The sequence below is a fragment of the Lysinibacillus sp. NPDC056232 genome (assembly GCF_042267565.1).
Classification (GTDB): domain Bacteria; phylum Bacillota; class Bacilli; order Bacillales_A; family Planococcaceae; genus Lysinibacillus.
In genome coordinates, this window is record NZ_JBHJTF010000037.1 from 1 (window position 1) to 20,233 (window position 20,233).

23 protein-coding genes, 16 tRNA genes and 1 rRNA gene are annotated in these 20,233 nt (G+C 36.7%); 38 read left to right on the forward strand and 2 right to left on the reverse strand.

Going from position 1 to position 20,233, the window contains the following annotated elements; all coding sequences use genetic code 11:
* The 19 genes from rrf to ACFCYJ_RS21465 all read left to right on the forward strand — a co-directional run.
* Positions 1-95: ribosomal RNA gene (rrf, locus tag ACFCYJ_RS21375) — 5S ribosomal RNA — on the forward strand; the annotation flags it as partial.
* Between the two features lie 16 nt (positions 96-111).
* A tRNA-Asn gene (locus ACFCYJ_RS21380) sits at positions 112-188 on the forward strand.
* 5 nt (positions 189-193) lie between these two features.
* Positions 194-285 (forward strand) — tRNA-Ser (locus ACFCYJ_RS21385).
* 30 nt (positions 286-315) lie between these two features.
* A tRNA-Glu gene (locus ACFCYJ_RS21390) sits at positions 316-390 on the forward strand.
* 17 nt (positions 391-407) lie between these two features.
* A tRNA-Val gene (locus tag ACFCYJ_RS21395) sits at positions 408-483 on the forward strand.
* Positions 484-508: 25 nt separating this feature from the next.
* A tRNA-Met gene (locus tag ACFCYJ_RS21400) sits at positions 509-583 on the forward strand.
* Between the two features lie 4 nt (positions 584-587).
* Positions 588-663: transfer RNA gene (locus ACFCYJ_RS21405), tRNA-Asp, on the forward strand.
* A 17-nt stretch (positions 664-680) separates the two neighbouring features.
* A tRNA-Phe gene (locus ACFCYJ_RS21410) sits at positions 681-753 on the forward strand.
* 12 nt (positions 754-765) lie between these two features.
* A tRNA-Thr gene (locus ACFCYJ_RS21415) sits at positions 766-841 on the forward strand.
* Positions 842-851: 10 nt separating this feature from the next.
* Positions 852-935, forward strand: a tRNA-Tyr gene (locus tag ACFCYJ_RS21420).
* Between the two features lie 13 nt (positions 936-948).
* Positions 949-1,022: transfer RNA gene (locus ACFCYJ_RS21425), tRNA-Trp, on the forward strand.
* Between the two features lie 32 nt (positions 1,023-1,054).
* A tRNA-His gene (locus ACFCYJ_RS21430) sits at positions 1,055-1,130 on the forward strand.
* Between the two features lie 32 nt (positions 1,131-1,162).
* A tRNA-His gene (locus tag ACFCYJ_RS21435) sits at positions 1,163-1,238 on the forward strand.
* Positions 1,239-1,257: 19 nt separating this feature from the next.
* A tRNA-Gln gene (locus ACFCYJ_RS21440) sits at positions 1,258-1,332 on the forward strand.
* 6 nt (positions 1,333-1,338) lie between these two features.
* Positions 1,339-1,413, forward strand: a tRNA-Gly gene (locus ACFCYJ_RS21445).
* A gap of 10 nt (positions 1,414-1,423) precedes the next feature.
* Positions 1,424-1,497: transfer RNA gene (locus ACFCYJ_RS21450), tRNA-Cys, on the forward strand.
* Positions 1,498-1,544: 47 nt separating this feature from the next.
* A tRNA-Leu gene (locus ACFCYJ_RS21455) sits at positions 1,545-1,625 on the forward strand.
* 114 nt (positions 1,626-1,739) lie between these two features.
* The gene (locus tag ACFCYJ_RS21460) at positions 1,740-2,705 is read left to right on the forward strand and encodes a tyrosine-type recombinase/integrase (protein WP_376076789.1); all 966 of its coding nucleotides are present in this window, start codon (positions 1,740-1,742) and stop codon (positions 2,703-2,705) included.
* A gap of 13 nt (positions 2,706-2,718) precedes the next feature.
* Positions 2,719-2,913, forward strand: coding sequence for a hypothetical protein (locus tag ACFCYJ_RS21465; protein WP_376076791.1), 195 nt, complete (start codon positions 2,719-2,721; stop codon positions 2,911-2,913).
* A 1,425-nt stretch (positions 2,914-4,338) separates the two neighbouring features.
* On the opposite strand, the gene ACFCYJ_RS21470 is transcribed toward ACFCYJ_RS21465, so the two are convergent.
* Entirely contained in the window at positions 4,339-4,902 is a 564-nt protein-coding gene (locus ACFCYJ_RS21470) for a GNAT family N-acetyltransferase (RefSeq protein WP_376076793.1), read from the reverse strand.
* Between the two features lie 750 nt (positions 4,903-5,652).
* Between ACFCYJ_RS21470 and ACFCYJ_RS21475 the strand changes: the two genes are divergently transcribed.
* From ACFCYJ_RS21475 to ACFCYJ_RS21565, 19 genes are all read left to right on the forward strand, one after another.
* Positions 5,653-6,600 (forward strand): hypothetical protein, encoded by a 948-nt coding sequence (locus ACFCYJ_RS21475; protein WP_376076795.1) that lies wholly within the window; start codon positions 5,653-5,655, stop codon positions 6,598-6,600.
* A gap of 495 nt (positions 6,601-7,095) precedes the next feature.
* Positions 7,096-7,518, forward strand: coding sequence for a hypothetical protein (locus tag ACFCYJ_RS21480; protein ID WP_376076797.1), 423 nt, complete (start codon positions 7,096-7,098; stop codon positions 7,516-7,518).
* Positions 7,519-7,549: 31 nt separating this feature from the next.
* Positions 7,550-8,413, forward strand: coding sequence for an SU10 major capsid protein (locus tag ACFCYJ_RS21485; RefSeq protein WP_376076799.1), 864 nt, complete (start codon positions 7,550-7,552; stop codon positions 8,411-8,413).
* A gap of 84 nt (positions 8,414-8,497) precedes the next feature.
* Positions 8,498-8,668, forward strand: coding sequence for a helix-turn-helix domain-containing protein (locus tag ACFCYJ_RS21490; RefSeq protein WP_376076802.1), 171 nt, complete (start codon positions 8,498-8,500; stop codon positions 8,666-8,668).
* Positions 8,669-8,729: 61 nt separating this feature from the next.
* Positions 8,730-8,915, forward strand: a complete 186-nt coding sequence (locus ACFCYJ_RS21495) for a DUF5659 domain-containing protein (RefSeq protein ID WP_376076805.1) — start codon at positions 8,730-8,732, stop codon at positions 8,913-8,915.
* An 86-nt stretch (positions 8,916-9,001) separates the two neighbouring features.
* Positions 9,002-9,286 carry a hypothetical protein gene (locus ACFCYJ_RS21500; RefSeq protein ID WP_376076808.1) on the forward strand — a complete coding sequence of 95 codons (285 nt, stop codon included), beginning with the start codon at positions 9,002-9,004 and terminating at the stop codon, positions 9,284-9,286.
* An 89-nt stretch (positions 9,287-9,375) separates the two neighbouring features.
* The gene (locus tag ACFCYJ_RS21505) at positions 9,376-9,981 is read left to right on the forward strand and encodes a hypothetical protein (protein WP_376076811.1); all 606 of its coding nucleotides are present in this window, start codon (positions 9,376-9,378) and stop codon (positions 9,979-9,981) included.
* Positions 9,982-9,997: 16 nt separating this feature from the next.
* Positions 9,998-10,393: a hypothetical protein gene (locus ACFCYJ_RS21510; RefSeq protein WP_376076814.1), complete on the forward strand. Its 396-nt coding sequence runs from the start codon at positions 9,998-10,000 to the stop codon at positions 10,391-10,393.
* Positions 10,394-10,395: 2 nt separating this feature from the next.
* Entirely contained in the window at positions 10,396-11,985 is a 1,590-nt protein-coding gene (locus tag ACFCYJ_RS21515; protein ID WP_376076817.1) for a terminase large subunit domain-containing protein, read from the forward strand.
* A gap of 60 nt (positions 11,986-12,045) precedes the next feature.
* On the forward strand, positions 12,046-12,240 hold the full coding sequence (locus ACFCYJ_RS21520; protein WP_376076819.1) for a hypothetical protein: 195 nt from the start codon (positions 12,046-12,048) through the stop codon (positions 12,238-12,240).
* Positions 12,241-12,256: 16 nt separating this feature from the next.
* On the forward strand, positions 12,257-13,600 hold the full coding sequence (locus ACFCYJ_RS21525) for a phage portal protein (RefSeq protein ID WP_376076822.1): 1,344 nt from the start codon (positions 12,257-12,259) through the stop codon (positions 13,598-13,600).
* 180 nt (positions 13,601-13,780) lie between these two features.
* On the forward strand, positions 13,781-14,191 hold the full coding sequence (locus ACFCYJ_RS21530) for a phage holin family protein (protein ID WP_376076825.1): 411 nt from the start codon (positions 13,781-13,783) through the stop codon (positions 14,189-14,191).
* 235 nt (positions 14,192-14,426) lie between these two features.
* Positions 14,427-14,759, forward strand: a complete 333-nt coding sequence (locus ACFCYJ_RS21535; protein WP_376076828.1) for a hypothetical protein — start codon at positions 14,427-14,429, stop codon at positions 14,757-14,759.
* A gap of 11 nt (positions 14,760-14,770) precedes the next feature.
* On the forward strand, positions 14,771-15,370 hold the full coding sequence (locus ACFCYJ_RS21540; RefSeq protein ID WP_376076829.1) for a hypothetical protein: 600 nt from the start codon (positions 14,771-14,773) through the stop codon (positions 15,368-15,370).
* 123 nt (positions 15,371-15,493) lie between these two features.
* Entirely contained in the window at positions 15,494-15,829 is a 336-nt protein-coding gene (locus tag ACFCYJ_RS21545) for a hypothetical protein (protein WP_376076830.1), read from the forward strand.
* Between the two features lie 469 nt (positions 15,830-16,298).
* Complete coding sequence (thpR, locus tag ACFCYJ_RS21550) at positions 16,299-16,859, forward strand: RNA 2',3'-cyclic phosphodiesterase (protein ID WP_376076833.1); 561 nt, start codon at positions 16,299-16,301, stop codon at positions 16,857-16,859.
* Between the two features lie 138 nt (positions 16,860-16,997).
* Positions 16,998-18,032 carry an ABC transporter permease gene (locus ACFCYJ_RS21555; protein ID WP_376076834.1) on the forward strand — a complete coding sequence of 345 codons (1,035 nt, stop codon included), beginning with the start codon at positions 16,998-17,000 and terminating at the stop codon, positions 18,030-18,032.
* Between the two features lies 1 nt (position 18,033).
* Positions 18,034-18,720 (forward strand): ABC transporter ATP-binding protein, encoded by a 687-nt coding sequence (locus ACFCYJ_RS21560; RefSeq protein WP_376076837.1) that lies wholly within the window; start codon positions 18,034-18,036, stop codon positions 18,718-18,720.
* A 179-nt stretch (positions 18,721-18,899) separates the two neighbouring features.
* Entirely contained in the window at positions 18,900-19,184 is a 285-nt protein-coding gene (locus ACFCYJ_RS21565; RefSeq protein WP_376076840.1) for a hypothetical protein, read from the forward strand.
* A 225-nt stretch (positions 19,185-19,409) separates the two neighbouring features.
* Here the strand turns inward: ACFCYJ_RS21565 and ACFCYJ_RS21570 are convergent, their stop codons facing one another.
* Complete coding sequence (locus ACFCYJ_RS21570; protein WP_376076842.1) at positions 19,410-20,225, reverse strand: SDR family NAD(P)-dependent oxidoreductase; 816 nt, start codon at positions 20,223-20,225, stop codon at positions 19,410-19,412.
* Between the last annotated feature and the right edge of the window lie 8 nt (positions 20,226-20,233).

Consider the following 20,233-nt stretch of genomic DNA (forward strand, 5'->3'; position numbering starts at 1 on the left):
GTCACACCCGTTCCCATACCGAACACGGAAGTTAAGCTCTTTAGCGCCGATGGTAGTTGGGGGCTTCCCCCTGTGAGAGTAGGACGTCGCTAGGCTACATGATAAAATTATTCCGAAGTAGCTCAGTTGGTAGTAGCACCTGACTGTTAATCAGGTTGTCGCAGGTTCGAGTCCTGCCTTCGGAGCCATTCTTGGAGAGTTGTCCGAGTGGCCGAAGGAGCACGATTGGAAATCGTGTAGGCGGTTAACACTGTCTCAAGGGTTCAAATCCCTTACTCTCCGCCAGCACTTTAAGGATTTATCATTCCAAACGATGGCCCCTTGGTCAAGTGGTTAAGACACCGCCCTTTCACGGCGGTAACACGGGTTCGAATCCCGTAGGGGTCACCATTTTTCAATACCCAGATGGAGGATTAGCTCAGCTGGGAGAGCATCTGCCTTACAAGCAGAGGGTCGGCGGTTCGAGCCCGTCATCCTCCACCATTATTTAAATAAATCACCTTATTATCGCGGGGTGGAGCAGTGGTAGCTCGTCGGGCTCATAACCCGAAGGTCGTTGGTTCAAATCCGGCCCCCGCAACCAAAATGGTCCCGTGGTGTAGCGGTTAACATGCCTGCCTGTCACGCAGGAGATCGCCGGTTCGATCCCGGTCGGGACCGCCATTTTTTTAAAAGAATATGGGTCAGTAGCTCAGTTGGTAGAGCATTAGATTGAAGCTCTAAGTGTCGGCGGTTCGATTCCGTCCTGACCCATCACATTTTTTTGCCGGTGTAGCTCAGTTGGTAGAGCAACTGACTTGTAATCAGTAGGTCGTGGGTTCGACTCCTATCGCCGGCACCATGACTTTCCCGGAGGGGTAGCGAAGTGGCTAAACGCGGCGGACTGTAAATCCGCTCCTTAGGGTTCGGCGGTTCGAATCCGTCCCCCTCCACCAGTTTTAATTTAATAGGGGCATAGTTCAACGGTAGAATAGAGGTCTCCAAAACCTTTGGTGTGGGTTCGATTCCTACTGCCCCTGCCAATTAATTTAAAATAATAAAATATGATAATATGGCGGTTGTGGCGAAGTGGTTAACGCACCTGATTGTGGTTCAGGCATTCGTGGGTTCGATTCCCATCAGTCGCCCCATTTAATTTAAAATAATAAAATATAATAATATGGCGGTTGTGGCGAAGTGGTTAACGCACCTGATTGTGGTTCAGGCATTCGTGGGTTCGATTCCCATCAGTCGCCCCATTTATATATATTTAACTTTTGGGGTATAGCCAAGCGGTAAGGCAACGGATTTTGATTCCGTCACGCCCTGGTTCGAATCCAGGTACCCCAGCCATTTATTGCGGAAGTAGTTCAGTGGTAGAACACCACCTTGCCAAGGTGGGGGTCGCGAGTTCGAACCTCGTCTTCCGCTCCAATTATTTTATGGCGGCATAGCCAAGTGGTAAGGCACAGGTCTGCAACACCTTTATCACCGGTTCAAATCCGGTTGCCGCCTCCATATTTTATTACTCAATCGGTTTATCCGATTTTTTTTATCTCCATTATGCCGGTGTGGCGGAATTGGCAGACGCGCACGACTCAAAATCGTGTTCCTTTGGAGTGTCGGTTCGACCCCGACCACCGGTATCTAAAACGCAGACGTATCAAGAGTTCTCATTAATTTGAGAGCTCTTTTTTTGTTGTCTAAAACACTAAAACAGTCGTCTAATCGAACGACCTTTCATTATTGGAGGTGGTTAAGTGGCAAGGAGAATCAATGAATTGTCAGCTTCCCAAATTGAGATGGTAGAGAAGAAGCTTATAGATGACTTACCTTACAAATATGCTTTGAAATGGTTTATAGAAGACTGTGAGGTAAGAAATCTACGTCCTTTTACAATAGCTTACTATCACAAAGAGCTAAAACAATTCTATATCTATTTACGAGAAACAGGCACTACTACAGATATGAGTGAATTTTCTCGTGAGGATTTAAAATCAATTATTAAATTTATGCAACAAGAAAGAAAATTGAAGTCTGTAACGATTAATACTCGTTTAAGAGCCATTCGTACTTTCTTCAATTTCCTTGAGCGTGAAAAGCACATTTCTTCTGACAATAATCCTGTTAAGAATTTGAAGTTACTAAAAGACAATAAACAAATTATGGAAACCTTTACTAAAGCAGAAATAAATAAGCTATTAAAGCTTCCTAACATGCGAACAATGACAGGTCTACGTGATTACACGATGATGCTCTTTATGTTGGAAACAGGTGTTAGGGTGAATGAGCTTGTAAACATCCATATTCATCATGTAGACATGCCTAATAGTCGAGTATTGATTGCTTCACCCAAAGGTCATCGTCAACGCTATGTGCCTGTGCAAAAGGAAATGCAAGAGCAGCTAAAGCGTTACTTAAAAATACGTGGAGATGTTGATTGTACGCACTTATGGATTAATCATGACGATGGGGCATTAGCACGTCACTCATGGCAACAAATCATGTGCAACTATGGGAAAGAGCTAGATATTAGGGCGAATTGCCATAAGTTTAGACATACGTTTGCTCGTATGGCTGTGGAGCGTGGTGCTAATCCATTTGAATTGCAGGCTATTCTAGGACACTCTACACTTGACCAAGTTTTAACCTATGTAAATTTATTTAGCAATGATGTGATTAAGAAGCACGAGAAGTTTAGTCCATTGCAGGATTTGAACATATGAGGGAGCTTATTCGATGGAGAAAGTAATTGTAGAAACTATCAACGGTATGCGTCAAATCAAAGCTGAATACAATCCAAAGTTCAACTCAGTAAGGTTTGAGGAAAATACGGTGCTTCATGATGGTAGAAGCTTCAATATAAGTCGAATGACTTTGAGGAAAGAAGATGTACAAGCTATGTTAGCTTACTTTGATGAATTAGAGAAATAGGTAATAAAAAAGAGGGTTAGCACTCGCAATGCTACCCTCGGAACTCAAATTAGCAATACCCAAATACAACTAAATATGAGCGTTTAACATGCCTTCATTTTACTTCAATAAAAGTGAAAATGCAAAGGTCTAGTTTCCTATTGTCTTTTTTAGGTAGCATGAGGTCATGTTGGCTCGTTGGTGGAAACCTAGTAACACCAATTGAATCTAAACTTGACAGGTTATGACTTAGCCAACGCATGAATTAAGTCTAGGATACCACTACAAGCTTCCTTGTTTGCTTGGGTGTCTGAATGGTGTTGACTACCATTAAAGGTCAGGAGTGGAAGGTCTGAGTGGCTACGGTCACACAGGATACATCATATATTGTAATTGTTGCTGAGTTTCTCATAGCAGTAGAATAGGCATTTACGCTACGTGTAAGGCACGTATAAGGATTACAACAACTATCGGGGGCAGAAGTAGATTAGTAGATGTATTGTTCGAGAGGACGCATTTAACAAGGGCATACATATACGGATACCTCAAATGACGGATTCATGTACGATTGCAAATGTCTTGTCTTGTTCCTTTAATTCTATTTATAGTTTTATTGAGAACAAGGCAAGGCATTTTTGCTCCAAGCCGTTTTCCTCAATTCTGGCTTCATGATTGGAAGGGCGTAAACAATTGTCAAGCTTAAAGTATTCTAAGGGCGTAAATAATATTAATTTATACTCGAAAAGTAGCTATGTAGATTATGAACCAAAAAGGACAAAATTAAGACCCATGCCCATGTTAAATGTGTACCAAAAAGGACATTATTTACATAGGGGGGTGTTAATTGTGTGCTGATTTGGAACACATCTTGACAAGTTTAAAGAAAGAAACCTATTAAAGAAATAAATAGGGATAAAGAAATAAACTATGGACGGGCTTGCGCCCTTGTTTATTTTCAAGATTAAACCTAAGAATCTGCTAGTCACGAGAGCTTATTACTGTTAGCAATCTTGAAGCTTGCGAAATTAAACAATTTAATATGGTTTAAAAGGTTATTGAAGTATTTAAAAAGGTTTAAAAGTTTTTAATAGCGTATAAAACAATCTGAAATGCTTTACAAGACCTTTAGAGCATATAAAACAATTTGAAATAGTTTAAGGTTCTTTTAAAAGTATTTAAAAGTATTTAAAAGGTATTAAAAGGTTTAGTTTCTAAGGTGGGTACTTTGAAGCTCCGCATAACAGGATTCTAACGCATCGAGATTCGTTTAAGTGGATAGTTGGTCATGTGGATTCATCTCACAGGTCGATTCTATAGAGCTTTCTTGTGATTGTATTGAAAGCATAACAAAAGGACTTGTATATATGACAAATTATCTATCATGCACACAAGTCCTGTTCTTATTAAACTAAACACACGTTAGTGGAGGAAGGTAACCAAAAGTCGTTATTTATCTATATTTGCATTTTGTGATTCTGTTTCAAATTCTTCTTTTAACAATCCATAGTAAGCTAAATCGTAAAATAGACCAAACCGAGCTACGTGTTGCTTTAAAGTACCTTCGTATTTTAGTCCCACTTTCTCCATTATTCTCCACGAACCAGGATTAGAAGTAAATGATGCTGCAAAAATCTTGTTTAGATTTAGATGATTAAAGCCATACTCCAGTAACACTTTAGTGGCTTCAGTGCCATAACCTTTACCCCAATATTCCTTTCCAACCCAATACGCTAATTCCCCTCGTTTATGTGGTGCAGACAAATTCAAGTTAATAAGACCAATTAGAAGTTGTGATTCTTTCTCTGTTATCGCAAACATTACGATTTTATTATTTCTTTCTGAACTAAGGATACTTTCAATAAATTGTATTGCAGAACCTTTAGGGTATGGGTGAGGAATATTTAAAGTAGATTTAGCTACATCATAATCCCCAGCCAATTCTTCAATTCTCCCCGAGTCATCAGTACTTAATGGTCTTAATAATAATCTTTCTGTTTCCAATTTACCCAAAATATATCCCCCTTTTTGAATTTAACTGAAAAATCAGTCGTTTGGTATAGTGTAACACACTTACAAATATTGGTGTATGGAAAAGTGAGCTTATAAAGCAAGGTATACTGAGATTGCGGTAGCTCACTGTTATTTGGTGTAATTATAATAGAAGCTGTTCCAATATGCTTTCCTACTTTTATTTCAAAAGGTTACGCTAAGGTACATCATTCTACTTAGCATATTTATATATATTAAAATACTAATAAATATAATATAAATACACTAAGTAGATAGCCATACCTAAACGTAACCTATAGAATTTGATGTTTAAGCTGTATTAAGTTTGCCTTAATGAGCAGATAGGAGAAAAAATCACACTTCAACAACAATGGAAAATAGACACCTGCTTTAAAAACGATTCTAAGGACGCTGTAGCGAGATATGCAGATTAAATGATTCTATGTTAGTGAATGAGTTTAAGACCTCCCTGTGAGCCTGCTAGGTGGATTAGAGTTGGGTGTGAGAGCTTATGGTTTGGTGTCGTGATAGAAGAACAAAATGATGATTAAAGCACCTGTTGAGCTGAATAGGTGTTTTTTTGCGTGTTAAATAAGGATATTTCCAAAAATAATAAATTTTTGATATTTATTTTTAGTAAATCCTTAGCAAAGATGGGGAAATGACATATAATTAATAATATAGGGCTAAAAATCAGCTAGAAGAAAAGTTGGTGACAGCTACACTATATAAATTGAAGGGAAATTTAGCATGGAAGAAACAACAAACATAAGGCAACAAATTAATGATAAGCAAGCATTTATCAAGTCAATCATTAAGTTGAGCAATGGCATCAAATACAATAAATCATATGAGATTGTTGAAGTAGATGATTATATTGATGGTCATGTTGCTTACAAATACCACAAGATAGTAAGAGAGCCGATTATTAATAGTTCGATAGAGTATATTGCTATTAGGGTTAGGTCAATCAAAGAGGTTTACGCTAGGTATGCCTACACTTTGCATCTAAGCAAGCTTAACGAATATAAATCATTATATGAGGAAACTAAGTTGACTGAGGTTGTCCATTCAAGCCTAATGGAAATTGGTCAAGCATATGATGTATATGAGTTTGATAAGGTTGAAATGGACATGTTCCCACACTTTGACGGGGAATTAGCTTACTGTTTAGATGAAATTAAAAAAGTTTTACCAAACATCAAAGCCGAACGAACAAGGCTATTTGCAGAAGCAGATAATGCTATCACAAGGGTGCTAAATGATATTTTGCCTTTGGTTGATTTAACTAAAAGCGACAAAGAGATTGTTAAGTTTATTAATGAAGCTTTATTAAAACGCACACCGAGAGAGCTAAACAGGGAGAATGGTACAAGATTCATCAATCGCAAGGGTAAAAGCTATTATATCAGCAAAGGCAAGATGAAGCTAAGACCTAAGCAATTTATCGCTCAAAAGGTGTTGGAAATTGATTTCTTAAATTTGAATAAACACCAAAAGGAATTTGCTGAAAAGTTGTTGCTAGAGGTGCAAGTAGATTTTAATAATGGATTGACCGATAATTTTATCTTTGATGAAGATGGGTTTATTAGTGGCATCAATAAGCGGCATTATTCTGAAAGAATGGAACTCAAAGAGAGTAACTTCAAAAATACGTTAGCTAGAATACAAGCAAAATATCAAGATTATAGGAATTGATATTTTGTTCAAAAAAATGAGTAACACTTTTTGTGTATATAATGTTGTTGTGAGGGCGGTAATATATCGCTCTCACCAAAATTAAAATCATATTTATGCTTAGGTCTTACTAGTACCTGAGCGTAATCCCATTAGATATTGTCTAAGCTTACTTTTATTTGAGCGTAATTGTTTTGCTATTGACAATGCAAGACAGGGCTACTTATATTGTAGTCCTTTTTTTATTGAGTTTTATTCAACTTTTTAACTGAGCGTGGTCATTTCTTCTATATGAATGTACGGACGCTCAGGACACCACCTGTCAAGCTCGAGTAGCGCCTATGAACTGTTTTGATGATTCACTTGAAGAATTTATGAGTTAAGCAATCCAAACACGTTACCGAGCGTTCTAAGAGCTTGCACAGGATGATGGAATATCAAGCCATGAGCAATCTGCTTATAGGCTTTTTTTGTTCTGTAGAAATACGGAAAATCTAATCAGAAGGAGATTTATTAATGGAAAACTTACAAACAGCAGAAGTTGCAGAAGTAACTGAAATGGAGTCTATTGAGGTTGCTGAAACAATCGAAGTACCTCAGCAGGAGCGAAGACTTGAATCATTGAAGCAGGAAAAACAGGAGCTTCTAAAAGAGGTTGAACGCTTAGAGCAAGAAAAGGTTCAATATGAAAATCTGAGATTGCAGTTACAGCTCGAAGAACGAGGGTTTGGTTTTGCAAAGGAATTTGTAGAGAAGTATGGCTTTGCTAAAACACCAGTAGAAAGAATAGACGCTTTAGCGGAATTAATCAATGAAGTAAAACTTGATTTGGGCTTCAAGCCAAAAGAAGTTGCTAAGCAAGATGATTATACAGCTCACCAACAAAAAGGTGACGCTAAAGGCATGATTGCCAGCAAGTTCTCAAAGTTATTTAAGTAAAACAAAACAAACAGGAAGAAGGAATTTATTTATGTTTAAATCACAATCATTCACAGAATCAGAACGCATTTCACTAGCGAACGAAATCGCAGTTATTGGAGTGCAAGCAACACCGTTAACATCATTACTAATGTCAAAAGGCAATATCGAAAAAGCTCTTAGCACAGTCTACACATGGAGAGAAAAATCACTATCAAACGATGATGATATTTCAGCGGTAGAGGGCGCAGACACAACAGTATTTTATGAGAGCGCTAGAGCTGAGCTAAACAACATTCTTGAGATTTTCAAGAAAGGTGTACAAGTATCAGGTACAGCAGAAGCAATGCAATCAACGCAGTTCTCAGCAGAAGTTGCTGACCGTTTGCTAGAGCTTAAAGTGAACATGGAAAAGAAATTTATCAATGGTCTAAAGGCTGATGGTTCAACAGCACCTTTCAAACGTCAATTATCAGGATTGATTGAAATGGCTGATGCTTCTAATGAAGTTACAGCTACAATTGATGAAGCAGCTATTAAGCAAATTATGCGTAATCTATGGGGTCAAAATTTAGCAGAGGGTCAAGTGTACGCTTTTGTTAACGCTGACATTAAAGAAGAAATTGACGCAATCTACAAGGACAACTACTCTTACAACCATGTGACAACTTCATTTGGTCTACTAGTAGATGAAATCAACACAAACTATGGTTCGGTGAAATTTGTTCTATCTAAACATGTGCCTGCTGACAAAGTGGTGTTCTTCAATGACGCTTATGTTGATTTAGCATACTTGCGTGAACCACATTTTGAGCCACTTGCTAAAACAGGTGATTCAGTAAAAGGTCAGGTTGTTGCAGAAGCTACATTAAAAGTAGGTTCAACTAAAGCGGTTGCAGTTTTAACTAAAATTTAATCTATTGGCACTCTCGATTATGGGAGTGCCTTTTTCAATTCATTTCATGAAAATTTTTAACTGAGAAAGAAAGGAAGTAAGACCATGACACAAACAGAATTATTTTTGATGCGTAGACAAAAGGGCATTAAGTTAAATCAAATTGCTAAAACAATTGGTTGCTCAATTGCTCTATTGTCAAAGTATGAGCATAACAAAGTAGCAATGGACTCAAACAAAGTTAACCAATACAAAGACTATATCCTAAATAACTAGCGCACAATGGAGCAGAGCAGAGCAGAACAGAACAGCAAAGAATAGAAAAGGAGCTTTACATATGAAACAGCTAACTGAACAAGATTTCTTCTTTTGTTTCACAAAGAAACTTTCAATCTTTTTGAAATCAGAAGGAATCTCATACATTTTTAAAGCTAAAAGCATTAAGGACAATGCGATTTATACAGTCTACCAAAAAAATGATGAACTACAGCGAGCTTTAGACAAATACAAGGAAATCAATTAGGGAGTTACCAAGAAGGTGACTTCTTTTTTTCATACAAAAATACAATCACACAGGAGTTTTTACCAATGGAATTTTTCAAATTTATTATGATTAACAATCAACTACTAGATGAAAGAACTGAGCTTCATCTTACATCGAATGAGCTATATATCTACTCGCTATTATCAATGAGTAGAAATTGGAGAGATAAAATATTAATAACACCATCGACTATCCACGACATGGGTCATATCAAGTTAGCTAGTAGCAAAAAGCGAGGAGTTCAAGCCATTAAGGACACATTGATTAGCTTGAGAGATAAAAAGGTTATCAGATTTACAAATGCAGATGGTGAGCTTACAGATGATTTTAAAGCGAATGATACTTTATAGTTGAGCTATCAGAATTTGATGACACTGAGGGACACACACAGCTTCATTTTGAGGTTTTCGATGAAATAAAAGAGGTTCGCCATTTACATGTGTATCTTGCTGTTTTTAAGTGGGCTAACAGTGGTGATGGCACATTTGGGTGCTCTAAGTCACGTTGGGCAAACATTTTAAAATGCTCAGAATCAACAGCAATCATAGGAGTCAATGAAGCTGTTGAAGTAGGTCTGATTCATAAAAATATTGGTGATTACAATGAGACAGGTAAGCAAAATACCAACCAATATAGAACAACACCATTTAAAGATGATGAAATCACATATCATTCATTCAACAAGAAATATGTTGAAAAGGAAATAGAGGAAGAAACAAACCTAAAGCATTTTAATGTTGAGCAACTTAAAGAAGCAGAACAGAGCTTCAACACATTTAAGAATGAAAATGGCAAAGATGCGTTTCCTGTTGAAAAGGATTATATTGCATTTTTAGACTTGCAAAAACAAAAGAGGGAAATGGGCTTAACTGACTTTGAAATAAGAGTTTTTAGAGCAATGGAGAATCGCATTAAGAAGCTGAAAAAGCAAAAACCTTTAATAGATAAAGAAACATATGAAGAGTATAAAGTGGTTGATAGATGTATTGAGCAAGCCAAACTTGCTATTGAATATAGAGATGAAGTAAACGCTAACCACCACTAAGAAAGGAATGATATTAATGGATATTTACAAAGCACTTGAAGCAGTTCCATATAAAAAACAAGAATACTTCAAATGGAAATTTGACTTATATGTCAATCGCACAGAAAAACAAACAGAAGAAGAACTATGTCAAAAGCTAGATGTGAAAACATTGAACCATATGAAGAAGTGGGAGAAATCTTCTGAGTATCTAATGTTGACTAATTTGTATCTTGAGTCACGCATGGCAAATGACTTGGAACAAATTTATCAAGTCACAGCACAGAAAGCTCTCACAGGCGATGAGAAGGCTATTAAGCTATTACTAGACCTTCAAAAGCAGGTCAGAGCATTTAACAAGGAAGCTAAGACAACTAAGGTCTATGAGCCAACTGAAAACGATGGTGCTTATGATGAATTGGAGTTGTCTTAAAAATGGTAACTAAAGTTAATAAACTGACCAAAGTTCTGAGTGAATTTCCACTATTCGCTAAGAACTTTATTTTTATTACAGATAACGAAAATGAGGTTATCAAATTTGAAATTAATGAAGCTCAGCAGGAAATTGAAAGCTTGATGCTAGACAATCGCTTTGTGGTGATTGGTAAAGCAAGGCAAGCAGGTATTTCAACTTTTGTGCTTGCTAGAGCATTGTGGCGAGCATTGACAAAGCCCAATGAAAACATTTTGATTGTTTCCTATAAAGGTGATTCAGCTAAAGCGTTATTTGAAAAGCTTAAACAGATGAATGATGCTGTGCCAAGAGAAAAATTCCCTAATGTGTTTCCAAAGGTTCGCAGGGATAACAGAAGCGAGCTGTTGTTTACCAATGGCTCAAGAATCAGTTCTGTCACAGCAGGTAATAAAGATATTGGGCGTGGTTCTACTTATACCTATGTTCATCTATCTGAGTTTGCTTTCTACGCTTCACAAGAAACTCAATTGCTGTCAGTTGAACAGTCCCTTGCAAAAGGCGCTGAGAGCCAACTGACGATTGAAACAACCTCAAATGGTACAAGTAACCACTTCTATCGCCTTTACATGCAAGCCCTCAAAGGTAAGTCAAAGTATATTCCTTATTTCATTCCTTTCTATCACAAGCTATACAAAAAACAATTTGCTCATGACTATGATGAAGCTGAGCGTTGGTACAAAGCAACCAATAGTGGCAAGCGCCTTGCGTCAGATGATTTAGAAGATGATGAAGTAGCTCTACATAATACAGGCGCAACTTTAAAGCAACTTATGTGGCGCAGGTGGAAGATTCAAGATATGGAGAATGAACAGCAGTTTATGCAGGAGTATCCTTCCAATCCATTAGAATCCTTTATTAGTACAGGGAAAAGTGTGTTTGATCAAAGTAAGGTATTAACTAGGCTTTCTTATGCTATTGACCCACTTCCTAAAAATGATGTGCTGTCAGAAGCGCCTGAGAGCGTTCGAAAATACATTGGTAAGGGCTTAGACCTTTTCGAATTGCCTGAGCGCTCAAAGAAATATTACTTTGGTGTCGATACAGCAAGTGGCTCAGGAAATGACTATTCAACAATCACAGCTTTTGATTCAGATGGACAACAGGTAATGAGTTTCTATCACAACAAAATTGCAGTCTATGAATTTGCTCAGGTCATTTATGACTTGGGTATTTTTTATAACTACGCATTTTTAACAGTGGAGCGTAACAGCTATGGTCTTCCAATCATTGAGCGCCTACGAAAAGAACGTGGCTACCTCAATATGTATAAGATGAAAACCTTTGATGAACGAGGAAAGAAGAAGCTTCAAATTGGTTTCGTGACTTCTGAGAAAACAAAGGCAATCATGATTTCAGACATGAAGGAACAGTTTGAGCTTGGTCTTATTAACCTTGAGTGTAAGACCACCTTGCAACAGATGCAGATGTTCATTGAAACAAATGGGCGCTTAGGGAACAAGCGTGGGAATAGTGACTTGCACCATGATGATAGTGTTATTTCAACAGCTCTAGCGATTCAAGGCATGAAAACAAACAAATGGTATGTATAGAGATAGTCCTTCCTTAAAGGAAGGGGTATCACTGAATAACAAAAGAATGGAGCTAAGTAAATGTTAGAAGCGTATAGAAAAAGAGTATTGGCAATGGAAGAAGAACAGTTAAATAATGTGGGGCAATCTAATATTGACCTTGCTACAAAAAAGAGAACCTTAGAGCTTGATATTAAAGAACTCAATCGAGAGCTAAAAGCTAAAGAATTGTTGTTGCATGAAGTAACAATAATGATGATTCAAGATTCGAAGTAAGAAAGGAATTAAAACGATGAATTTAGAAAGATATTTACAAGTAAAGCACAAAGGTAGCGCTCATTGGTTCTTAGAGGAAGTAAGCTCTTATGACAACCAAGAGCGATTGCAGGGAGTGCTTGAGAAGAAGAAGTATTTAGATGGTCAGCACAAGATTTTACAGCGTGGTTCATTCAAATACAATGGTCAAGTCATTGAGCCAAGAAAGATTGTCATTCAGATGGCTAAGACCATTCTGAACTTCCAAACGCAATACCTATTGAAGAACAGTGTCAATATCATTGGAGCTGAGAAAATGGTTGAGCAGTTCTTGAAGGTCAATAAGCTTGGTCGCTTTGATGACAAGAATGTTATTATCCTTAGCAAGCTGATGAAGTTTGGTCAAGTTGCTGAGTATCTTTTCATTAATGCTAAAGGTCGCATTGATTCAAAAATTATTAATGCTGAGGATGGAACACCTGTATTCAATCATCATGGAGAAATGATTGCTTTCGTTGAGCATTATGTCTTTGATGGAATTACTTATTATACAGTCTACACAGACAAATTAGTCCAAGAGTGGAGTAATGAAGGTGGCGAATTAAAACTCGCTGCTCAACACGTTAATTTAAGTGGTTTACCTATCTTGTACAGGACTGACAATGAATTTAGCAACACAGAAGGGCGCTCAGAGCTAGATGATTACATGGGAATCTTAGACAACATGGAAGATGTGCTTTCTAAGTATGTTGATTCAATGTACAAGTTTATGAATCCTATTCCTGTTGCAGTTGGTCAGCAACTTAAAGATTCTCTACCTAGTGAAATTGTTGGGGGTGGCTTAAATCTTGATGATGGAGCAGACTTCAAGATGGTAACTAATCAATTGGATTCTAAGTCATTTGAATTGGTCTATAAGACACTTCAACAAGCTCTATTAGATGTAAGCTCGACACCTGCTGTATCAATGAACAAAACTGATGTGAGCAATCTATCAGAGGTTAGTATCAAGCTGTTGTTCTCACTTGCAGATACCAAAGCAGGTCTGAATGAAACATACTTGAAGAAGGGCTTCTATGAGCGTTGGGAGAAAGTTTGTGAGCTGTTGAAATACAAAGGTGTTCATATCACAGAAGATGATTTTATGACGCTTGAATTTAACTTCCAATACAATACACCATCTAACCATGCTGAGATTATTGACAACATGAGCAAGCAACATGCAATGGGAGCTTTAAGCGTTGAAACTATCCTTGAGCAGTCACCTTATGTAAATGATATTACCCTTGAGATGAATCGCATACTAGATGTGAAGCCATTTGAGCAGATGAATCAAGGGAATAATGTTGGTTATAGTGATGATACAGAAAAGGTATCGTAAAGATGGATAATACAGGGATAAAAGATAAGTCTAATGTTTACTGAAATCTTAGGGATTTTGGTTAAACGTAGGCTTTTTATTTTTGGTGTAAATTAGTGGTTTTTCGGGTGTGAGAGGTTGGAGTGTATATATTCAATTTTTCACGCCTGTTACAACTGTTGTATTGGAGGTGATGAGCAAATGGAGAAAATGAGCTTATTCACTATCCTAGCGCTATCAGGAACGTCATTATCCTTCCTTATTGGAGGGTGGCATGTATCATTGACTGTTCTTGTTGCGTTTATGATTATTGATATTGTTACAGGTGTCCTTATGTCACTTGTGCAAAAGCGTCTATCCTCAAAGATTGCTTTTGTCGGCTTCTTAAAGAAAGCTACTATCATGATTGTAATAGTCTTAGCGAACCTCTTAGACGTACTCACAGCGTCAGGTGTTCCTGTCTTTAGGACGATGGCAATTTACTTCTATATTGGTATGGAAGGGTTGTCTATCACTGAGAATCTAGCTAGGATTGGTGTGCCATTACCTAGAGGTGTGAAGGAACGGCTTTTACAGTTAGCAAATGAGGAAGAAACAAAAGAAAAATACTAATGTATAAAATCGCTGTTTTTTATGCAAGATTCCGAGCTTGAATAAATTTTGCAGGTGCTATAAACCCTGATATATCAACGATGTATAGAAAATGTATAATCGCATTTTGATGTAAGTTGAAGAATGTTGTTATATCAATGGTTTGTGGATACTTTTAGTTTACATAATATTTTATTATGGGAAGCTAGGAGTGAATATTTATACAAATCATAATAATTGGAGTGATAACTAAAAAATGAACAATTTACAAAGATTACAAATGGAAACAAAGGGAATTGATTTCCAAGAAGCTGAGTTGATTGTGTACCTTGCTGAGAATGCTCTTGATGCTCATGCTGAGTACAATCCACAGTCTATGACAGACAAGAAGGCAATCTATGCTACAGCTCTCAGTATGCTTGAGTCAGTAGCTAACAATCCGACAACGATGAAAGCTATTAAGATTGATGATATGACCGTCAGTGAGTTCCATGAGAACCTAATGAAGCGTATTGACCAATTAACTAATAAAGTAAGAAAAATGAAAACTGAAAATAACAATTCTGAGATTTTCATTTTGTATATTTAGGAGTGAAGTAGATGAATTTATTTGATGCTCAGACGCTTACAGAAGCTTTCTCAGGCGTTGTTGAACCATATGTGATGAATGAACTGACAGACACACCAAGCACCGTAAATGGCTTTGTAACCAATGCAATGCTAACGCCTGACAGCACCTTTCATTTCCATTCCTTGAGTGAGTTTAAGCGTGGTGACTATATCAGTATTGATGGTAGTTACTACCTTGTAATGACCGATGTAGTAGCTCAGAGAGGGTTCAAATACAAAGCTTTAGTACAGTATTGCAACTATATCCTAGAGCTGACTAAGATGGTAAAAATCAAAGTGGGTACTGACAATATGGGTAGACCTATCTATAAGACAGAAACAGTTGTAGACCGTCAAGAGCCTGCTGTGGTGAGCTATAAGGAAATGACAGTTGATGAAGATGCCATTGTAACAGCTACTAAAACGCTTGTTATCAACGTACAGGACACTATCAAGAATCGAAAGAGCTTCCAAGTAAATGAAGCTATAGCGCTCTATGGAAGGTCATACAAGGTTATTAATTCTGAAATTGTGAAGGTTGGATTGATTGAGCTAAAGGTACAGTCAGAAGATGTATTACTTCCTATATAATAGATGATTGATGATACCCCTATGTGTGTTTCTTCTATTATACCATGTCATTTTTCACACGCACTTAAAAATGGTATAATATGGTCTTAATGGATAGAAGGACATAATGCTAGGGGGAGCTTAATGGCTTATAAGTACGTTAACAAATACTATGATTTTCATGAGAAAAGTAAAATTTGGCGCAATATCAATTCAGATGAAGATGTTCAAATGTGTATTAACGGTTGTTCCAATGCACTAAGAATTTATGAGGGTATTCCTATCAAGGATAGAATCAGAGAGGATAAAGAGGGCATTGAGCGTCAGTTAGGTGTATTTGAAATTGCTTTAGAGCGTATTGCTAAGCTTCCAAATCTGTTTACCTTCACGCAGGAAGATATAGAGCGTATGAATGATAAGTTTGCAGAGTTTGAGAAACAATTAGAACTCTTAGACCTACAACGAATAAGTTGGGATTAGGAGTTGAGTAGGGAGCTAGAAATAGCTCTCTTTTTTTGATTGCCTTCCTTTTCCAATTAGTCTATAATGATACATAATATAGGTCGTCCGAATTTGGATATTTTTATTTAGTAAAGTTGATGATAACTAACAAACGTCTGTTTTTTTATAGTATATAGTACCTTAATAGCGACTCAAAATCGTGTTCCTTTGGAGTGTCGGTTCGACCCCGACCACCGGTATCATAGAATGAAAGACTTCAACGATTATGTTGGAGTCTTTTTTTGTAATCAAAGATAATAAGGCCCACTCTGCTAAAAAGCAAAGTGGGTTATTTAAATGGAAGGCATATTTTTCTTTTATCTGGAGAGTCTTTCATATATAGATTAGAACACCAATCTTTAGCGTGAAGCAGTAATGGTTGATTATTGTAGAGAATAGACATAATGCCTGTTAAGTAGCAATTACGATGAATAGAGAGGGTATGATTATGAACAGACACTTTTTTATTGCAGTTCCACTTCCTTCAGACATTAAAGCAGCTCTTAAAGTAAGATGTGAAAAAATGAAAACAGATTTTCATTTTAAACGATGGGTGCATCAGGAAGATTATCACATCACATTGGCTTTTTTAGGTCATGCGGATGAAGAGCAATTACAGGCTGTAATGGATAAAGCAAAAAAAAATCTTTTGAATGTTTCTCCATTCGAATTAAAAATTCAGGGGTTCAATACTTTTGGCAGAAAGGAATATCCAAGAATTTTATGGGTTGATCTGCTCGAATCGCAGCAAATAAATTTAGTGAGAGACATAATATACCGTGATTGTATGAAGGCTGGTTTTGAATTAGATAAAAAGCCCTTTACACCACATATAACTGTTGCGAGAAAATGGGATGAGGCATGCGGGAAAATTCCGTACGAAGCATTAATGGAAGAAAATTTTCAGCTTCCGAAATTTCTAGTAGAAGAAGTGATTTTGTACGAATCAAAAATAGAGGAAATGCCAAAATATCATAGAAAAGCGGTCATTCGTTTAGATGGCCAATAATATTACAAGCAGCTCGTAAACCTAAAATGAAAAGGTTTATGAGTTTTTTTGTTTAAAACCATTTGTAATGATTAGTTCATGTTCCGTTCATTTAAGGATTTTATGCTAAGGGTGTAAAAAGGAATGGAGGAGTTCACGATGAATCTAGCCTGGAAAGAAATTAAGAAAAATAAAGTACGATTTTTAATATTAGGTTCCATTGTTTTTCTTGTTAGTTTATTAACTTTTATTATTTCTGGTTTGGCGAATGGGTTATCACAAGATAATGCCGCTTTAATTAAAGACTTACCCGAAGGACAATTTTATATGAATGAAGATGCAGATCAAACTTATAATCTGTCAAAAATAGATAGCAGTACTCAAAATAAAATAATGAGTAATGAAAAGGATGCAGTAGCTTTTTCACTACAAATGGGCTTTTTAAATGATAAGGATAATAAGCAGCAAAGTGTTGCGTTTGTTACATCGACCGATTCAGAGTTATTTGAAAATGTGAAACATGAGGAAGTCATATTAGATAGCTCAATGAAAGATAAAGGAATTAATGTAGGAGATACATTAACGAACAATCAATTTAGTGGCAAGTTTGTAGTAAAGGGATTTGTTGACCAAAAGAAATATAGTCATGCACCTGTTGCCTATATTAATAAAGAGGATTATAAAGAAATTTACCGTGTGGATGAAATGCAGATGATTTTTGTACCAGACGGAGATTCTTCAAAAGAATTTGCTGGATTAGAATCATTTTCAAATAAAGAGTTTCTTAATACAATTCCAAGCTATAATGCAGAACAAATGTCTTTAAATATGATTGTTTGGTTTTTAGTAGTCATTAGTGGGATGCTGTTTGCGATCTTCTTCTATATGATGAATGTCCAAAAAATCGGCTTATACGGAATTTTAAAAGCTATTGGTTTGAAAACAAGTAAGTTATTTAAAATGATATGGACACAGATGGCCATCATTACAGTTATTTCACTTATTTTATCGGTAACCTTTAGCCAAGCCTTTAATCTGATAGCGCCAAAAGGGATGCCTTTCACGTTAACAATCGCGACAACGACGCAATTATCGATCGTATTCCTTATTATTGGATTTATTGGGGCTACAATTTCAGGACTACAAATTAGAAAAATTGAACCATTACAAGCGATACAGCAAGGAGAGGCTTAATATGACTTTATTTAAAATCGATAAAGTTAGAAAAACGTTTACGAATGGCGAAGTAGAGGAAGAAATACTTAAAGGGATCGATCTCTCTTTAAAAGAAGGAGAAATAACAGCATTGGTAGGTGCATCTGGATCTGGTAAAAGTACGCTTTTGACAATTGCCGCGGGACTTCAGCCTGCAACAGATGGATATGTTACATTTGAGGGAAAAAACTTGTCTATCATGAACGCTGAAGAGGTTCGAAAAGTACGAGCAAGTAAATTCGGGTTTGTCTTTCAATTTGCACACCTTGTACCTTTTCTTACAGTAGAGGAACAACTTCTACTAATGTTAGATGTTTCTGAATTAAAATTAAAGAAGCATGAACAAAAAAATGAAGTTGATCGCATACTAAAATTAGTAGGGATGGATCATCGAAAAATGGCTTATCCTCAATCATTGTCTGGTGGAGAGAAGCAACGTGTAGCCATTGCCCGGGCGATCATTCATAAACCGAAAGTTCTATTCGCAGATGAACCAACAGCAAGCTTAGATTCACAAAGATCAAAAGAGGTTATGTTACTAATTAGAGATTTGACTAAAGCGTTAAACATTACTACTTTAATGGTGACACACGATGAAGAAATGCTTGCTTATACTGATCGTATTATTAAAATGAGCGATGGTGTCATTTTACAAGATGTCATTTGAATCGTAAAAAACCACAACCACATTTATTGCTGGTTGTGGTTTTTTTGATTAAACGGCTAAGCTGATTTTCCGTTCTGTCTGGGCGCGATTTATAGATATTTTCTTAAGCCTAGTGTTATGTTACCAAACCACTAAACTAATGAAGCATATTATAGAAGGAAAGAGGGAGGTGATTTGAAATGGCGTTTGTCATTGCTTTATTGATAGTATTAGTTGGTTTAATAGCGGGATTCCAATTAACCGAAGGAAGGTCCGAGAAAGGGAATTACATCATTTGGGGTATCATTACAATGATAGCGTTTGCACCGTTCTTATCTTTTGTAATTGGCGTAATGTATGGAATAGTGGTTAAAAATAGTTGGGCAACATCGATTATGATGTTTTTATCTCCTTTAATTTTTGTTATAGGGTTAATTATATTACTTTTAGGTATTTATAAAAATGATGGAGGAAAGCATAAATAACTAGCTATTTGTCTCTGACAAGGGGTTGTTCCGTTCAGTGTTTTAGTTATCTTAATATAAAGGTAAAAAGCCGCAAGACTCCTACAAATTGTTTTTGAGATGAAGTGTAAATGAAATGTAGCGAAGGAGACATATGCCTTCGTGTCCAACAGCCTATTTCTTGCCCTGATGCGGCTCGCGCCTTGCCGGCGGAAAAGCATAGCGGTTTTTTACCATCTAGAATGTTTATGTTAATCGAGCTTTTCGACTTACTTTACAGACCATTCTCATTAAAGCCCTGTGCAACGAAGGGAAGATCGTAAAGATAACATCCATTGTTTTACGCATTGGCATAGGACAGATAATAGGTTTATTTTTGTGTACACCTGCAATAGTGATTTTTGCTAGTTGCTGTGGAGACATCATTTTTTGCTTTTTCAATTGTTTGGACATCACTGATTTATCGATATTAATAGCGGTTGCTTTATCGAAAATAGGTGTATCAACAAAAGTCGGACATAGCGTACTTACCTTGATGCCAAATTCCTCAGCCTCATAGTGTAGTGATGTCGTTAAGCCCACAACAGCATGCTTCGTAGTTGAATATGCCGCAGATATAGGAGCTGGCCCCAACCCTGCTGCTGATGAGGTATTGATGATATGTCCAAAACCTTGTTCCTTCATGATTCGATAGCCAACTTGAGTACCATATATAACGCCCCATAAATTAAGATCCACAATGTTTTTCCATTCGTCCATCGACATATCATACATTTCACCATACATAGCTATACCAGCATTATTGAATAAATAATCTAATCTTTGAAATTCCTCATAGACATTTGTAATGACACATTCAACACTTTTGTAATCGGTTACATTTAATTCAACAAATCTAGCATTTGAAGCATCTTTATTTAGTTCTGCCTCGAGAAGACGCCCATCATGTTCGTTGATATCTGCAATAATGACAAATACATGACGACCTATTAATTCTTTGCAGATAGCCTTCCCTATACCTGATACACCACCAGTAACAATCGCAACCTTTCTCATATTCATCACCTCTC

What these genes read in the sequence shown, in the direction of transcription:
- ACFCYJ_RS21465 (WP_376076791.1), top strand. Translation starts at nt 2,719, where the DNA reads ATGGAGAAAGTAATTGTAGAAACTATCAACGGTATGCGTCAAATCAAA.
- ACFCYJ_RS21475 (WP_376076795.1), top strand. Translation starts at nt 5,653, where the DNA reads ATGGAAGAAACAACAAACATAAGGCAACAAATTAATGATAAGCAAGCA.
- ACFCYJ_RS21480 (WP_376076797.1), top strand. Translation starts at nt 7,096, where the DNA reads ATGGAAAACTTACAAACAGCAGAAGTTGCAGAAGTAACTGAAATGGAG.
- ACFCYJ_RS21485 (WP_376076799.1), top strand. Translation starts at nt 7,550, where the DNA reads ATGTTTAAATCACAATCATTCACAGAATCAGAACGCATTTCACTAGCG.
- ACFCYJ_RS21490 (WP_376076802.1), top strand. Translation starts at nt 8,498, where the DNA reads ATGACACAAACAGAATTATTTTTGATGCGTAGACAAAAGGGCATTAAG.
- ACFCYJ_RS21495 (WP_376076805.1), top strand. Translation starts at nt 8,730, where the DNA reads ATGAAACAGCTAACTGAACAAGATTTCTTCTTTTGTTTCACAAAGAAA.
- ACFCYJ_RS21500 (WP_376076808.1), top strand. Translation starts at nt 9,002, where the DNA reads ATGATTAACAATCAACTACTAGATGAAAGAACTGAGCTTCATCTTACA.
- ACFCYJ_RS21510 (WP_376076814.1), top strand. Translation starts at nt 9,998, where the DNA reads ATGGATATTTACAAAGCACTTGAAGCAGTTCCATATAAAAAACAAGAA.
- ACFCYJ_RS21515 (WP_376076817.1), top strand. Translation starts at nt 10,396, where the DNA reads ATGGTAACTAAAGTTAATAAACTGACCAAAGTTCTGAGTGAATTTCCA.
- ACFCYJ_RS21520 (WP_376076819.1), top strand. Translation starts at nt 12,046, where the DNA reads ATGTTAGAAGCGTATAGAAAAAGAGTATTGGCAATGGAAGAAGAACAG.
- ACFCYJ_RS21525 (WP_376076822.1), top strand. Translation starts at nt 12,257, where the DNA reads ATGAATTTAGAAAGATATTTACAAGTAAAGCACAAAGGTAGCGCTCAT.
- ACFCYJ_RS21530 (WP_376076825.1), top strand. Translation starts at nt 13,781, where the DNA reads ATGGAGAAAATGAGCTTATTCACTATCCTAGCGCTATCAGGAACGTCA.
- ACFCYJ_RS21535 (WP_376076828.1), top strand. Translation starts at nt 14,427, where the DNA reads ATGAACAATTTACAAAGATTACAAATGGAAACAAAGGGAATTGATTTC.
- ACFCYJ_RS21540 (WP_376076829.1), top strand. Translation starts at nt 14,771, where the DNA reads ATGAATTTATTTGATGCTCAGACGCTTACAGAAGCTTTCTCAGGCGTT.
- ACFCYJ_RS21545 (WP_376076830.1), top strand. Translation starts at nt 15,494, where the DNA reads ATGGCTTATAAGTACGTTAACAAATACTATGATTTTCATGAGAAAAGT.
- thpR (WP_376076833.1), top strand. Translation starts at nt 16,299, where the DNA reads ATGAACAGACACTTTTTTATTGCAGTTCCACTTCCTTCAGACATTAAA.
- ACFCYJ_RS21555 (WP_376076834.1), top strand. Translation starts at nt 16,998, where the DNA reads ATGAATCTAGCCTGGAAAGAAATTAAGAAAAATAAAGTACGATTTTTA.
- ACFCYJ_RS21560 (WP_376076837.1), top strand. Translation starts at nt 18,034, where the DNA reads ATGACTTTATTTAAAATCGATAAAGTTAGAAAAACGTTTACGAATGGC.
- ACFCYJ_RS21565 (WP_376076840.1), top strand. Translation starts at nt 18,900, where the DNA reads ATGGCGTTTGTCATTGCTTTATTGATAGTATTAGTTGGTTTAATAGCG.
- ACFCYJ_RS21570 (WP_376076842.1), bottom strand. Translation starts at nt 20,225, where the DNA reads ATGAATATGAGAAAGGTTGCGATTGTTACTGGTGGTGTATCAGGTATA.